This window comes from Micromonospora sp. CPCC 205739 (assembly GCF_036906795.1).
Lineage (GTDB): Bacteria > Actinomycetota > Actinomycetes > Mycobacteriales > Micromonosporaceae > Micromonospora.
Genome location: NZ_JBAKHS010000016.1, coordinates 31,331 through 44,980, shown reverse-complemented (window position 1 = coordinate 44,980; position 13,650 = coordinate 31,331). Strand labels below are relative to the sequence as shown.

The window sequence follows — 13,650 nt, the reverse complement described above, 5'->3', positions numbered from 1 at the left end:
CTGCGCGTACAGGCAGGGGTCCCGGAACACCTCCTGAGCGCGGATGGTTGGTCAAAACGACGTCAGAACGGCTCATCGGGGGGACACACGACCTCAGCGGAGTCGGTCAGCGGCGATAGAGTAAGGAGGCACGGACGCCCGTCCCGGACGTCCGCGCACCGGCCCCGCCAAGATCTTGAACAATCAAGGCGCACGGCACGTGAGGAGCACGAGGGCATGTTCGAGCGGTTCACCGACCGAGCGCGACGGGTTGTCGTCCTGGCCCAAGAAGAGGCCCGGATGCTCAACCACAACTACATCGGTACGGAACACATCCTGCTGGGCCTGATCCACGAAGGTGAAGGCGTCGCGGCAAAGGCCCTGGAGAGCCTCGGCATCTCCCTCGAGGGCGTCCGCCAGCAGGTCGAGGAGATCATCGGCCAGGGCCAGCAAGCGCCGAGCGGGCACATCCCGTTCACGCCGCGGGCCAAGAAGGTGCTGGAGCTGTCGCTGCGCGAGGCGCTGCAGCTCGGCCACAACTACATCGGCACGGAGCACATCCTGCTCGGTCTGATCCGCGAGGGTGAGGGCGTCGCCGCCCAGGTGCTGGTCAAGCTCGGTGCGGACCTCAACCGGGTCCGCCAGCAGGTGATCCAGCTGCTCTCCGGCTACCAGGGCAAGGAGCCGGCCGCGGCGGGCGCCGCGCCGGGTGAGGCCGCGCCGTCGACCAGCCTCGTGCTGGACCAGTTCGGCCGCAACCTGACCCAGGCCGCCCGCGAGGGCAAGCTCGACCCGGTCATCGGGCGCGAGAAGGAAATCGAGCGGGTCATGCAGGTGCTCTCCCGCCGTACCAAGAACAACCCGGTCCTGATCGGTGAGCCCGGCGTCGGCAAGACCGCCGTGGTGGAGGGGCTGTCCCAGAAGATCATCAAGGGCGAGGTGCCCGAGACCCTGAAGGACAAGCAGCTCTACACGCTGGACCTCGGCGCCCTGGTCGCGGGTTCCCGCTACCGCGGTGACTTCGAGGAGCGCCTCAAGAAGGTGCTCAAGGAGATCCGCACCCGCGGCGACATCATCCTGTTCATCGACGAGATCCACACCCTGGTGGGTGCGGGTGCCGCCGAGGGCGCGATCGACGCGGCGAGCATCCTCAAGCCGATGCTGGCCCGTGGCGAGCTGCAGACCATCGGTGCGACGACCCTCGACGAGTACCGCAAGCACCTGGAGAAGGACGCCGCTCTCGAGCGCCGCTTCCAGCCGATCCAGGTGGGTGAGCCGTCGCTGGCCCACACCATCGAGATCCTCAAGGGCCTGCGCGACCGGTACGAGGCGCACCACCGGGTGAGCATCACCGACGCCGCCCTCGTGGCAGCCGCAACTCTGGCCGATAGATACATCTCGGACCGCTTCCTGCCGGACAAGGCGATCGACCTGATCGACGAGGCCGGTGCCCGGATGCGGATCCGCCGGATGACCGCGCCGCCAGACCTGCGCGACTTCGACGAGCGCATCGCCCAGGTGCGTCGCGACAAGGAGTCCGCGATCGACGCGCAGGACTTCGAGCGCGCCGCCCAGCTGCGTGACAAGGAGAAGCAGCTCCTCGGTCAGAAGGCGCAGCGGGAGAAGGAGTGGAAGGCCGGTGACCTGGACGTCGTCAGCGAGGTCGACGACGAGCAGATCGCCGAGGTGCTCGGCAACTGGACCGGCATCCCGGTCTACAAGCTGACCGAGGAGGAGACCTCGCGCCTGCTGCGCATGGAGGACGAGCTGCACAAGCGCGTCATCGGGCAGGAGGACGCGGTCAAGGCGGTCTCGAAGGCGATCCGGCGTACCCGGGCCGGCCTGAAGGACCCGAAGCGTCCGTCCGGCTCGTTCATCTTCGCCGGCCCGTCCGGCGTGGGTAAGACCGAGCTCTCCAAGGCGCTGGCCGAGTTCCTGTTCGGCAGCGAGGACGCCCTCATCCAGCTGGACATGTCCGAGTTCCACGACCGCTACACGGTCTCCCGGCTGGTGGGTGCCCCTCCCGGCTACGTCGGATACGACGAGGGTGGCCAGCTGACCGAGAAGGTGCGGCGTCGGCCGTTCTCGGTGGTCCTCTTCGACGAGATCGAGAAGGCCCACCCGGACGTGTTCAACACGCTGCTCCAGATCCTGGAGGACGGTCGGCTCACCGACGGTCAGGGTCGGATCGTGGACTTCAAGAACACGGTCATCATCCTGACCACCAACCTCGGTACCCGTGACGTCGCCAAGGCGGTGTCGCTGGGCTTCCAGGCCTCCGAGGACTCCGAGTCGAACTACGACCGGATGAAGCAGAAGGTCAACGACGAGCTCAAGCAGCACTTCCGGCCTGAGTTCCTGAACCGGATCGACGACACCATCGTCTTCCACCAGCTGCGGCAGAGCGAGATCCTCTCGATCGTGGACATCATGATCGCCCGGATCGAGACGCAGCTGCGCAACAAGGACATGGGTCTGGAGCTGACCGACAACGCCAAGAAGTACCTGGCGAAGAAGGGCTTCGACCCGGTGCTGGGCGCCCGTCCGCTGCGTCGCACGATCCAGCGCGACATCGAGGACAACCTCTCGGAGCGGATCCTCTTCAACGAGCTGACCCCGGGTCAGATCGTGGTGGTGGACTGCGAGGGCGACCCGGAGAACATCGACAAGTCCAAGCTGGTCTTCCGCGGCTCGGACCGGCCGGCCGAGGTGCCGGACGCCGTTCCGGCCGACCTCGGTGGCGCGGCCACCGCGGGGGCGGACGAGTAAGGACGACAGCACGAGGGCGGCGGCCCCGGACGGCGAAAGCCTCCGGGGCCGCCGCCTTTTGCGTGGCGGCCACGCACCACCGGCCGCGTGCCCGACCCCGCTTTGCGGCGTGCCGGGCTGTCCTTGGCGCCGGACACCCAGACACGCCGCAAACGGGAGTCGATCACCCTGACCGGGCCCGGCGGCCAGGCCCGGTCAGGGGAGGGGGAGCGGGATGGCGGGGCCGTCGCCGGCCAGCCGGAAGGAGGCCTCGCCGACCGGTTCCACCAGGCCGTCGGTGACCAGCCCGGCCAGTGCCCGCGCCCGCTGCACGTCGTCGGCCCACACCTGGTCCAGCCGCTGGTGCGGGACCGGGCCGGTGGCCTCCCGGAGCACTCCGAGCAGCAGCCCGCGTACCTGCCGGTCGGTGCCGGCGTACCGCTGGGGGCGTCGGGTCGGGCCGGCGGGCGCCTCCTGACCGGAGGCCCGCCAGGCGCAGCTCGACTCGACGGGGCAGACCGGGCAGCGCGGCGAGCGGGCGGTGCAGACCACCGCGCCCAGCTCCATGAACGCCGCACTGGCCAGCGCGGCGGCGGCGGGCTCGACCGGCAGCAGTTCCTCGCAGGCGACCAGGTCGGCCGGGCGGGTGGCCGGTCCGGCGTCCGGCTCGCCGGCCACCGCCCGGGACACCACCCGCCGGACGTTGGTGTCCACCACCGGGTGCCGCTGCCCGTACGCGAAGGCCGCCACCGCCCGGGCGGTGTACGTGCCGACGCCGGGCAGCGCCAGCAGTTGGTCCAGTTTGTCGGGGACCTCGCCGCCGTGCCGTTCCACGATCGCCACCGCGCAGTCCCGCAGCCGTACCGCCCGGCGGGGGTAGCCGAGCCGCCCCCACATCCGGATCGCCTCAGCGGGCGTGTCGGCGGCCAGCGCGGCCGGATCCGGCCAGCGGGCCAGCCAGGCCTGCCAGGCGGGGAGCACCCGCACCACCGGGGTCTGCTGGAGCATCACCTCGCTGACCAGGATCGCCCAGGCGCCGACGCCGGGCTCGCGCCAGGGCAGGTCACGGGCGTTCTCCTGGTACCACCGGCTGACCAGGGTGGCGAAAGTCGGTTCAGTCATCGCGCCGCCGATGATGTCACGCGGGACGGTCCCGCAGGATGGGCGGGCCGGGCGGGCCGACGCGGCGGGCCGGCGCGGATCGGGGAGAATGCCCGGATGAACGAGCTCGCGATCACCGTCATCGGCCGGGACCGGCCCGGCATCGTGGCCGACGTCGCCGAGGTGCTCGCCCGGCTCGGCGCGAACCTCACCGACTCCACCATGACCCGGCTGCGCGGTCACTTCGCGATGACCCTGATCTGCGTCGGCCCGGCCGCCGCCGAGGTCGAGGCCGCGCTGGCGCTGCTCGCCGCCGACGGCCAGCTGCTGGCCACCGTACGCGCGGTCACGCCCGACGGGGTGGCGGCGCGCGCCGGGGAGCCGTACGTGATGGCGGTGCACGGCGCGGACCGGATGGGCATCGTGGCGGCGATGACCCGGGTGCTCGCCGACGCCGGCGGCAACGTCACGGATCTCAGCACCCGGCTTGCCGGTTCGCTCTACGTGGTGGTCGCCGAGGTGGACCTGCCGCCGGGCACCGCGGACGAGCTGGCCGGCCGCCTCGCGGCCACCGCCGCCGAGCTGGGCGTCGAGGTGTCCCTGCGGCCCGCCGACCCGGATCTGCTGTGAGCGAGGAGGAGTACGCGGGCCTCGGCGACTGGACTCCGGAGACGCTGGCCCTGCCCGGCGCCGTACGCGAGGTGGTCGCCGCCCCCCACCCGGCGCTGAGCCGGCCGGGCGGCACGGTCGACCCCACCGCGGCGGAGACCGTCCAGCTGGCCGCCGACCTGATCGCCACCATGCGGGTCTCGCCGGGCTGCGTCGGGCTGGCCGCCCCGCAGGTGGGGGTGGGCGCGCAGGTCTTCGCCGTCGACGTCACCGGGCACCCGAAGGCGGTCACCGTGCACGGCACCTTCGTGCTCTGCAACGCCCGCGTGGTGGAGGCGACCCGGTGGAAGCCGGGGCGGGAGGGCTGCATGTCGGTGCCGGACCTGACCGGGGACGTGAAGCGGGCCAGCCGGCTGGTGGTGGAGGGCGAGCTGCCCGGCACCGGGAAGCCGGTGCGGCTGGTCACCGACGGCTTCGAGGCGCGCGCGCTGCAACACGAGATCGATCACTGCACCGGACTGCTCTTCCTGGACCGGGTCGCCGGCGCGCACGCGATCTACCAGCGCAAGGTCTACCTGTGACCGGCCGCCGCCGTCCGTCGTGAGTGGAGGGTGAACCGGTGATCGGTTCGGCTTCCGGCGCGTCGCGACGGGTCGGAGTGCGGTGCGCCGCTACGGTGAGGGCATCATGCGTCTGACGGTCGGTCCCCTGCCATCCGCCGTGTACTGGCGGCGTCGCGCCGTCGTGCTCGGAGCGGGGCTTCTCTTCCTGATTGTCCTGCTCTATTCCTGCAACCAGTCGGGGGACACCGCCACGACACCGGGGGCGAAGTCCACCCCGACGTCGCAGGCCGTCGATCCGTCGCCGACCGGGCCGGCGCCCGCGTCCGGGTCCGCCGCGCCGTCGGGCACGCCGGCGGCGCCGGACTCCGGGGGCGGTCCGGCCGGTGACCCGGGTACGCCCGCCACGTCGCCGGCCGCGCCGCCCGTCGCGCCCGCCGGCCAGTCCGTGGTCGACGACGGCACCTGCAAGGACGCCGAGCTCAGCGTGACGTCGCAGGCGCTCCCGTCCGAGGTGCGCCGGGGCGCCCTGGTCGACCTGACGCTGCGGGTCAAGAACACCGCCCAGCGGACCTGCAGCCGCGACGTGGGGGCCGACCTGCAGGAGCTCTACATCAAGCGGGGCGCGGAGAAGGTCTGGTCGTCGGACACCTGCGGCACCGGCAAGGGTTCGGACGTGCAGTCGTTCACCCCGGGCTTCGAGCGCTCCTACCAGCTGACCTGGAACGGCAAGGACGTCAGCCGGTGCGCCGGCGGCGTGGCCGCCGGGCCGATGCCGCCCGCCGGGACGTACCAGGTCATCGCCCGGGTCGGCACCAAGCTCAGCGAGCCCGTGAAGCTGGTCATCACCGGCTGACCGGCACCGGTCAGACGTACCGCTCCAGGATGGACGCCTCGGCGAGCCGGGACAGCCCCTCCCGGACGCCCCGGGCCCGGGCGTCGCCGACCCCGTCGACGGCCTGCAGGTCCTCCACGGTGGCACCGAGCAGCCGCTGGAGGCTGCCGAAGTGCACGACCAGCCGGTCGACGATCGCCACCGGCAGGCGGGGCACCTTGGCCAGCAGCCGGAAGCCCCGCGGGCTGACCGCCGCGTCGAGGGCGTCGGTGGCGGCCGGGTAGCCGATCGCCTTGGCCACCGAGACCAGGTCGATCAGCTCGGTCGCGCCGAGCAGGTCCAGCTCGACCAGCGCCTCGTCGAGCGTGCGCGACTTGCGGCCGGTGGGCAGGTAGTCGCGGATGACCAGGGTGCGGTCGGCGTCCACGCCGGCCATCAGCTCGTCGAGCTGGAGGGCGAGCAGCCGGCCGTCGGTGCCCAGCTCGACCACGTATCCGGCGATCTCGTCGGCGATCCGGCGGACCATCTCCAGTCGCTGCACCACCGCGACCGCGTCCCGTACGGTGACCAGGTCCTCGATCTCCAGCGCGGAGAGCGTGCCGGAGACCTCGTCCAGGCGGAGCTTGTAGCGCTCCAGGGTGGCCAGGGCCTGGTTGGCCCGGGACAGGATCGCCGCGGAGTCGTCCAGGACGTGCCGCTGGCCGTTGACGTAGAGGCTGATGATCCGCATGGACTGGCTGACCGAGATGACCGGGTAGCCGGTCTGCCGGGCCACCCGCTCCGCGGTCCGGTGCCGGGTGCCGGACTCCTCCGTCGGGATGGACGGGTCGGGCATCAGGTGCACCGCCGCCCGGACGATCCGGGTGCCGTCGCTGGAGAGGACCACCGCGCCGTCCATCTTGCACAGCTCTCGGACCCGGGTGGCGGAGAACTCGACGTCGAGCGGGAACCCGCCGGTGCAGATCTGCTCGACCACCTTGTCGTAGCCGAGGACGATGAGCGCGCCGGTGCGGCCGCGCAGGATGCGCTCGAGACCGTCGCGCAGCGCGGTGCCGGGCGCCATCAGGGCGAGGTTGGCCCGCAGCGGATCGCCGGCGCTCCCGGTGGCCCCGGTCACGCTCACGCTGATCGGGCGGGCGGGCGAGCCCACGGCACCGGTGCGGGCGTGGGGAGCCGCGCCGGCAGGCTTGGTGGTGTCGCGGTCGGTCGGCACGCGCACAGTCTACGGACTGCCGTGCGGTGGGTGCTGTCGTGGTTACTGTGATGTGTCACGGCGTCGGATCCCTCCGTGCCCGCGGGGGTGCCGGGCCTGTCCGGTATGGCCCGCGCGGTCCGGCCCGGTGGCCACCGTCGGTCATTCGGCGGATGCGCGGGCGACACACTGCAGCGCCGCGCGCACGTCCGTGACCTCCATCACTCGCATGTTCTCCGGGCCCGCTCCGGTGCTGGCGGGCCCGCAGCCCGGCGGCACCAGCGCCACCTTGAAGCCGAGCCGGGCCGCCTCGGCCAGCCGGCGGGGCACTGCGCCCACCCGGCGCACCTCGCCGGTCAGCCCGACCTCGCCGATCGCCACCAGGTTGGGCGCGATGGCCAGGTTGAGCCCGCCGGAGGCGACGGCCAGGGCGACGGCGAGGTCGGCCGCCGGCTCCACCACCCGGATGCCGCCGACGGTGGCGGCGAAGACCTCCCGGTCGTGCAGCGTCAGCCGCTCGGTGCGGCGCTGGAGCACGGCCAGCACCATGGCCAGCCGGGCGGAGTCCAGCCCGGAGACGGTACGCCTCGGCGAGCCCGCCACGGTCGCCCCGATCAGCGCCTGCACCTCGGTGACCAGCGCCCGGCGCCCCTCCATCGCCACCGTCACGCAGGTGCCGGGCACCGGCTCCGAGTAGCGGGTCAGGAAGAGCCCGGACGGGTCGGCGAGGCTGCTGATGCCGCCCTCGTGCATCTCGAAGCAGCCGACCTCGTCGGCGGCGCCGAACCGGTTCTTGACGCCTCGGACCATCCGCAGCGACGAGTGCTTGTCGCCCTCGAAGTGCAGCACCACGTCGACCAGGTGCTCCAGCACCCGGGGACCGGCGACCTGGCCGTCCTTCGTGACGTGGCCGACCAGCACGGTGGCGATGCCGCGTTCCTTGGCGACGGAGACCAGGGCGGCGGTGACCGCCCGGACCTGGGTGACCCCGCCCGGCACCCCCTCGGTGCCGGTGGTGGAGATCGTCTGCACCGAGTCGAGCACCAGCAGGCCCGGCTTGACCGCGTCGAGGTGGCCCAGGACCGCGCTCAGGTCGCTCTCGGCGGCCAGGTAGAGCTGGTCGTGCAGGGTGCCCATCCGCTCGGCGCGCAGCCGCACCTGGCTGACCGACTCCTCGCCGCTGACCACCAGCGAGGGGCTGCCCGCGCCGGCCGCCCACTGCTGGGCCACGTCGAGTAGCAGCGTCGACTTGCCGACCCCCGGCTCGCCGGCGAGCAGCACCACCGCGCCGGGCACCAGGCCGCCGCCGAGGACCCGGTCGAGCTCGCTGACCCCGGTGGGCCGGGCCCGGGCGGGAGCGGCGCTGATCGTGGCGATCGGCCGGGCCGGCTCGGCCGGCATCCGGGAGCTGACCACCCGGCCGGAGACCATCGGACCGGTGACCGTGCACTCGACCACCGAACCCCACTCGCCGCACTCGGGGCAGCGCCCCACCCACTTGGGCGGCTGGTGCCCGCAGGCGTCGCACTCGTAGGCCGGACGGGGCTCGCGGGCGGCCCGGCCACGGGACGCGCCGGAGGCCGCGCCACCGCGGGCCGGGGTCGATCGGGAGGTGGTCACCACAGGACGCTAACCCCCTCCTACGACGAAAACACCGCCGGCGTGGTGGTCACCACGCCGACGGTGTCGACAGTTGCGTGCGGGGGCGATCAGCCGTGGCCGGAGCCGCCCTCCTCGTGGCCGCCCTCGTAGCCGCCCTCGCGCTCGATGATCGGGGAGGGCGGGGCGGCCGGGGTCAGCGGCACGCCGATCGGAGCGCCGGTCTGGATGGTCTTGCCGTTGCCGAAGTCGAAGGTCAGGTCGACCTGCTGGCCGACGCGCAGCGCCTCGGTCAGCCCGACGAGCTGGAGGTAACGGCCACCCTGCACGTTGAGCTGCACGTAGCTCAGCGCCGGGATCTCGAAGCGGGCCGGCTGGCCGGCCGGGGCCGAGGGGCTGGCCGACGCGCTCTCCGACGGGCTGGCGGAGGCGGAGCCGGACGGCGAGGCGCTCCCCGACGGCGAGGCGCTCGCGGAGGGGGAGGCGCTCTCGGACGGCGAGGCGCTCTGCGCCGGCGCGGAGCCTTCCGGCGGGGGCGCCGAGCCCGGCCCGCCGGTGATCACGACCTCGCGCGCGCTGTCCGTGGTGACGGTCACGGTCACCGGGTCCCGCGTGTCGTTGTAGATCACGGCGTTGAGCGGGGCGTTCGCGCCGGTGCGGAGGCCCTCGGTGCCGGGGTACTCCACGTAGAGGCCGCGCACCTTGTAGGCGTTGTCCGGAGTCTGGACGTTGATGCCCTGGATCGACGGCTCCTTGTTGGCGGTCTCGGCGATCTGGCCGGCCCCGCATCCCGTCGCCAGCAGGGCGGTCGCCGCCGCCATGCCGGACAGCAGCAGGGCCGCCCGCCGGGAACCCCTGATCGAGCGCGTCACGTCGGTCCTCCTCGTCACGATCCCCACCCGGCCGTACCCCGGGCGCGGGGTGGTCATACCCGCGCAGACCGCGCTCCAGGGTAGTTGGGGCTGATCGACGGTCGCACGCGGACCCGGTACTGCCACCTGGGTGGGTGCGGGTCAGATCACCCGACCGCTCGCGACCAGCAGCACCACATCGATCAGGGCCACCACCATCACCGCCCGGAAGGCCGCCACCGGCCGGCCACCGCCCCCGGCCGCGGCCCGTCCGCCGTACCAGCCGAGGGGTGGCACCACGGCGGCGACAGCCACGGCCGACAGCCCCAGCCACGACGGCGGCCCGGGCGGCCCCACCACCAGGGTGACCGTCGCGGCGAGCAGCAGCCCGGCGGCGGCGATCCGGCTGCCCGCCGGGCCGAGCCGGTGCGGCAGCCCGCGCACCCCGGTCCGCGCGTCGTCGGCGAGGTCCGGCAGCACGTTGGCGAAGTGCGCCCCCGCCCCGAGGCAGGCCCCGGCGGCGACCAGCCAGGCCGGTGGCGCCGGCGCGCCCGGCCGGGCCAGCACCACGAAGGCGGGCAGCGCCCCGAAGGAGAACGCGTAGGGCAGCACGGAGACCGGGGTGGACTTCAGCGGCCAGTCGTAGAGCAGCGCCGAGACCAGGGCGAGGGTGACCCAGAGCGCGGCGGTCGGATTGGTGGTCAGCGCCAGCAGCGGGGTGGCCAGGGCCGCCAGCACCGCGCCCACCGCCACCGTGCGGCGGCTCACCGCGCCCGCGGCGACCGGCTTGTCGGTACGCCCCACCGTGGCGTCCCGCCCGGCGTCCAGCGCGTCGTTGGTCCAGCCGACGGCGAGTTGGCTGGCCAGGATCGTCACGGTGACCGCGGCGACGCCGGCCGGGGAGTGCCCGGCCCCCCAGGCGAGCAGGCCCGAGACCGCGGTGACCGCCACGGACGGCTCCGGATGGCTCGCCCTGACCAGCCCTAACACCGTCGACGACATAAGGGAAGTCTGGTCGTTACCGGGGAGTCGTGCCACGCTCGGTCCATGCGGAACGGTCCTGTGTCCACTCCGCCCCGCGTGCTGCCTCCCAACGACCCCCGCCAGTACGACGACCTGGCCGGCGAGTGGTGGCGACCGGACGGCGCGTTCGCCATGCTGCACTGGCTGGCCCGGTCCCGGGCCGCCCTGGTGCCGCCCGCCACCCGGCCCGACGCCCTGCTGGTCGACCTGGGCTGCGGTGCCGGGCTGCTCGCCCCCCATCTGGTCGGCAAGGGCTACCGGCACGTCGGGGTCGACCTGACCCGGTCGGCGCTGGCGCAGGCCGCCGAGCACGGGGTGACCGTGGTCAACGGCGACGCCACCGCGGTGCCGTTGGCGGACGGCTGCGCCGACGTGGTGGCCGCCGGTGAGCTGCTGGAGCACGTGCCGGACTGGCGGCGCGCGGTCGCCGAGGCGTGCCGGCTGCTGCGCCCCGGTGGCCTGCTGGTGCTGGACACGTTGAACGACACCGCGCTGGCCCGGCTGGTGGCGGTGCGGATCGGGGAACGCCTGCCGACGGTGCCCCGGGGCATCCACGATCCACGGTTGTTCGTGGACGCCCGCGAGCTGGTCACCGAGTGCGCGCGGCACGGCGTCCACCTGCGGATCCGCGGCATCCGGCCGAGCCTGCGCGGGACGCTGGCCTGGCTCGTCCGACGGGCCCGGGGCCGTCCTTCTCCGACGGTCGACGGGCGGCAGCCCCGGATCAAGCCGACCCGGTCGGTCGCCGTGCTCTACCAGGGACACGGGGTGCGACACGGGTAACCGCACCGCGCGGGGGTACAGGGACGCAGGAGGGGGCGATATGACGATGCACGCGCTGGAGGCGGCCCGCCGGTTGGCGCCGCGGTTCGCCGCGCGGGCGGCCCGGCACGACCAGGACGGCTCGTTCCCGGTGGACGACTTCACCGACCTACGCGAGGCCGGGCTCTTCGGGCTGATGGTGCCGCGCAAGCTGGGCGGCGCGGGCGCCACCTTCGCCGAGTACGCGGCCGTCGCCACCGAGCTGGCCCGGGGCAACGGCGCGACCGCGCTGGTGTTCAACATGCACGCCTCGGTCACCGGCGCGCTCGGCGCGGTCACCGAGGAACTGGCCGAGGCGCTGGGCGTACCGGACGAGGCGCTGGCCGCCCGGGACCGCCTGCTCCGCGCGGCGGCCGAAGGCTCCTGGTACGCGGTCGCGATGAGCGAACGCGGCGCGGGCGCCCGCCTGTCCCAGCTCAGCACCGTCTACGAGCCGGTCGACGGGGGCTGGCACATCAAGGGCAGCAAGACCTTCTGCTCCGGCGCGGGGCACCCGGACGGCTATCTGGTGGCCGCCCGCAGCGCCGCCGACCAGTCGGTGGTCTCCCAGTTCCTGGTGCCGGCCGGCGAGGGGCTGACCGTGGAGCCGACCTGGGACTCGCTCGGCATGAGGGCCACCTCCTCGCACGACCTGCACCTGGACGTGACCGTCCCGGCGGACCGGCTGCTCGGCGGGGTGGAGGGGCTGGCACTGGTGGTGGCCCAGCTGATGCCGCACTGGCTGGTCGCCAGCTACGCCGCCGTCTACGTCGGAGTGGCCCGGGCGGCGGTGGACGCGGCAGCCGAGCACCTGAACGCCCGCAACCTCGCCGGCCTGCCGGCGGTGCGCGCCCGGTTGGGGCGGGCCGACGCGGCGGTGGCGGCGGCGCAGCTCGTGGTGGCGGAGGCGGCCCGGCGGGTCGACGAGGCCCCCGGCGACGCCGAGACCAACCGCTGGGTGTGGCGGGCCAAGCTGCTCGCCGGCACGACCGCGGCCGACGTGGCGGCGTCCGTGCTGGAGGCGGCCGGCACGTCGGCGACCCGACGGGGCCACCCGCTGGAGCGGCTCTACCGGGACGCCCGCTGCGGGTCGCTGCACCCGGCGACCTCGGACGTCTGCGCGGACTGGCTCGGCATCGCGGCGTTGGGTGGGGACCCGGATCGCGACGGACCGATCCCTCGTTGGTGAACGAAGAGCGGCATGTGAGGGCGGTGGGGGTGGGCGTTCCCGGGGCGGGGGCGGTCGCCGGGCGTGCAGTCGTGGACGAGAGGTGGGGGACATGGCCGTACCAGTGATCGCGGGTCTCGGTACGGCGCATCCGCCGGGCGCCGCGCAGGACGAGCTCTGGGAGGGGTTCTTCTCCCGGCACTTCTCCGGCACCACCCGGGCGCTGGCCGAGCGGATCTTCGCGCACTCCGGGGTGACCCGTCGGCAGGCCGCGGTCAATCCGCTGCTGGAGGACGCCTCCGAATGGCCGACCGAGCGCCGGATGCGGCGCTACCAGGTCGAGGCGCTGCCGCTGGGCAAGGAGGCGGTGGGCCGGGCCTTGACCTCCGCCGGTCTCGCCGCCGGCGACGTCGGGCTCTTCGTGGTCTGCTCCTGCACCGGGTACGCCACCCCGGGGCTGGACATCCTGCTCGCCCGGGACCTGGGCATGGCCCCCGACACGCAGCGCATGTTCGTCGGGCACATGGGCTGCTACGCCGCGCTGCCCGGGCTCGGCGCGGCGGCCGACTTCGTCACCGCGCGGGGGCGTCCGGCGCTGCTGCTCTGCGCCGAGCTGACCAGCCTGCACATCCAGCCGGCGAGCGCGCGGATGGACACCCAGCAGATCGTCTCGCACGCGCTCTTCTCCGACGCCGCGGTCGCCGCCGTGGTGGTCCCCGGCGCCACCGACCCGGCGGCTCCCGGTGGGTACGCGCTGCGGGAGGTCACCTCGGTCACCGACACCTCGACCGCCGACCACATGACCTGGGACGTCACCGACACCGGCTTCCGGATGGGCCTGTCGCCGAAGGTCCCGCAGGTGCTCTCCACGCACGTCCGGGGGCTGGTGGACGACCTGCTGGCCCGGCACGGCACGGGTATCTCCGAGGTGGACGGCTGGGCGGTGCACCCGGGCGGCCCGCGCATCCTCAACGTGGTGGAGCGGGAGCTGGCCCTGCCGCCCGAGGCCCTCGCGGCCTCCCGGGCGACGCTGGACGAGCACGGCAACTGCTCGTCTCCGACGGTGCTGCTGATCCTGGACCGGTTGCTGCGGGCGCCCGTGCCGCCGCGACGGATCGTGATGCTGGCCTTCGGGCCGGGCCTGACCCTCTACGCCGCCCTGCTGGACCGTCGCGGTTAGGCTC

Annotated in this window: 12 protein-coding genes; 7 read left to right on the top strand and 5 right to left on the bottom strand. The window is 73.7% G+C overall.

Annotated elements, in window-relative coordinates:
- Positions 1–216: 216 nt before the first annotated feature.
- Positions 217–2,748: an ATP-dependent Clp protease ATP-binding subunit gene (locus tag V6U88_RS21705; protein ID WP_154941388.1), complete on the top strand. Its 2,532-nt coding sequence runs from the start codon at positions 217–219 to the stop codon at positions 2,746–2,748.
- Between the two features lie 195 nt (positions 2,749–2,943).
- Here V6U88_RS21705 and V6U88_RS21700 read toward each other — a convergent pair whose 3' ends face one another.
- Entirely contained in the window at positions 2,944–3,849 is a 906-nt protein-coding gene (locus tag V6U88_RS21700; protein WP_334455649.1) for an A/G-specific adenine glycosylase, read from the bottom strand.
- Positions 3,850–3,945: 96 nt separating this feature from the next.
- Between V6U88_RS21700 and V6U88_RS21695 the strand changes: the two genes are divergently transcribed.
- The 3 genes from V6U88_RS21695 to V6U88_RS21685 all read left to right on the top strand — a co-directional run bounded on the left by V6U88_RS21695 (position 3,946) and on the right by V6U88_RS21685 (position 5,853).
- Complete coding sequence (locus V6U88_RS21695; protein ID WP_334455648.1) at positions 3,946–4,458, top strand: glycine cleavage system protein R; 513 nt, start codon at positions 3,946–3,948, stop codon at positions 4,456–4,458.
- Positions 4,455–5,018, top strand: a complete 564-nt coding sequence (locus tag V6U88_RS21690) for a peptide deformylase (protein ID WP_334455647.1) — start codon at positions 4,455–4,457, stop codon at positions 5,016–5,018. Before V6U88_RS21695 ends, V6U88_RS21690 begins: the two co-directional genes overlap by 4 nt.
- A 106-nt stretch (positions 5,019–5,124) precedes the next feature.
- Positions 5,125–5,853 carry a hypothetical protein gene (locus V6U88_RS21685; protein ID WP_334455646.1) on the top strand — a complete coding sequence of 243 codons (729 nt, stop codon included), beginning with the start codon at positions 5,125–5,127 and terminating at the stop codon, positions 5,851–5,853.
- A 10-nt stretch (positions 5,854–5,863) separates the two neighbouring features.
- Here V6U88_RS21685 and disA read toward each other — a convergent pair whose 3' ends face one another.
- From disA to V6U88_RS21665, 4 genes are all read right to left on the bottom strand, one after another.
- Positions 5,864–7,045 (bottom strand): DNA integrity scanning diadenylate cyclase DisA, encoded by a 1,182-nt coding sequence (gene disA, locus V6U88_RS21680; RefSeq protein WP_334455644.1) that lies wholly within the window; start codon positions 7,043–7,045, stop codon positions 5,864–5,866.
- A 141-nt stretch (positions 7,046–7,186) separates the two neighbouring features.
- Entirely contained in the window at positions 7,187–8,644 is a 1,458-nt protein-coding gene (gene radA / locus V6U88_RS21675) for a DNA repair protein RadA (RefSeq protein WP_334455642.1), read from the bottom strand.
- 89 nt (positions 8,645–8,733) lie between these two features.
- Complete coding sequence (locus tag V6U88_RS21670; RefSeq protein WP_334455640.1) at positions 8,734–9,495, bottom strand: hypothetical protein; 762 nt, start codon at positions 9,493–9,495, stop codon at positions 8,734–8,736.
- 141 nt (positions 9,496–9,636) lie between these two features.
- Entirely contained in the window at positions 9,637–10,476 is an 840-nt protein-coding gene (locus V6U88_RS21665; protein ID WP_334455638.1) for a UbiA family prenyltransferase, read from the bottom strand.
- Between the two features lie 45 nt (positions 10,477–10,521).
- On the opposite strand from V6U88_RS21665, the gene V6U88_RS21660 reads away from it, so the two are divergent.
- From V6U88_RS21660 to V6U88_RS21650, 3 genes are all read left to right on the top strand, one after another.
- On the top strand, positions 10,522–11,280 hold the full coding sequence (locus V6U88_RS21660) for a class I SAM-dependent methyltransferase (protein ID WP_334455636.1): 759 nt from the start codon (positions 10,522–10,524) through the stop codon (positions 11,278–11,280).
- A 40-nt stretch (positions 11,281–11,320) separates the two neighbouring features.
- The gene (locus V6U88_RS21655) at positions 11,321–12,487 is read left to right on the top strand and encodes an acyl-CoA dehydrogenase family protein (protein ID WP_334455635.1); all 1,167 of its coding nucleotides are present in this window, start codon (positions 11,321–11,323) and stop codon (positions 12,485–12,487) included.
- Between the two features lie 91 nt (positions 12,488–12,578).
- Positions 12,579–13,646: a type III polyketide synthase gene (locus tag V6U88_RS21650; RefSeq protein ID WP_334455633.1), complete on the top strand. Its 1,068-nt coding sequence runs from the start codon at positions 12,579–12,581 to the stop codon at positions 13,644–13,646.
- The last annotated feature ends 4 nt before the right edge of the window (positions 13,647–13,650 follow it).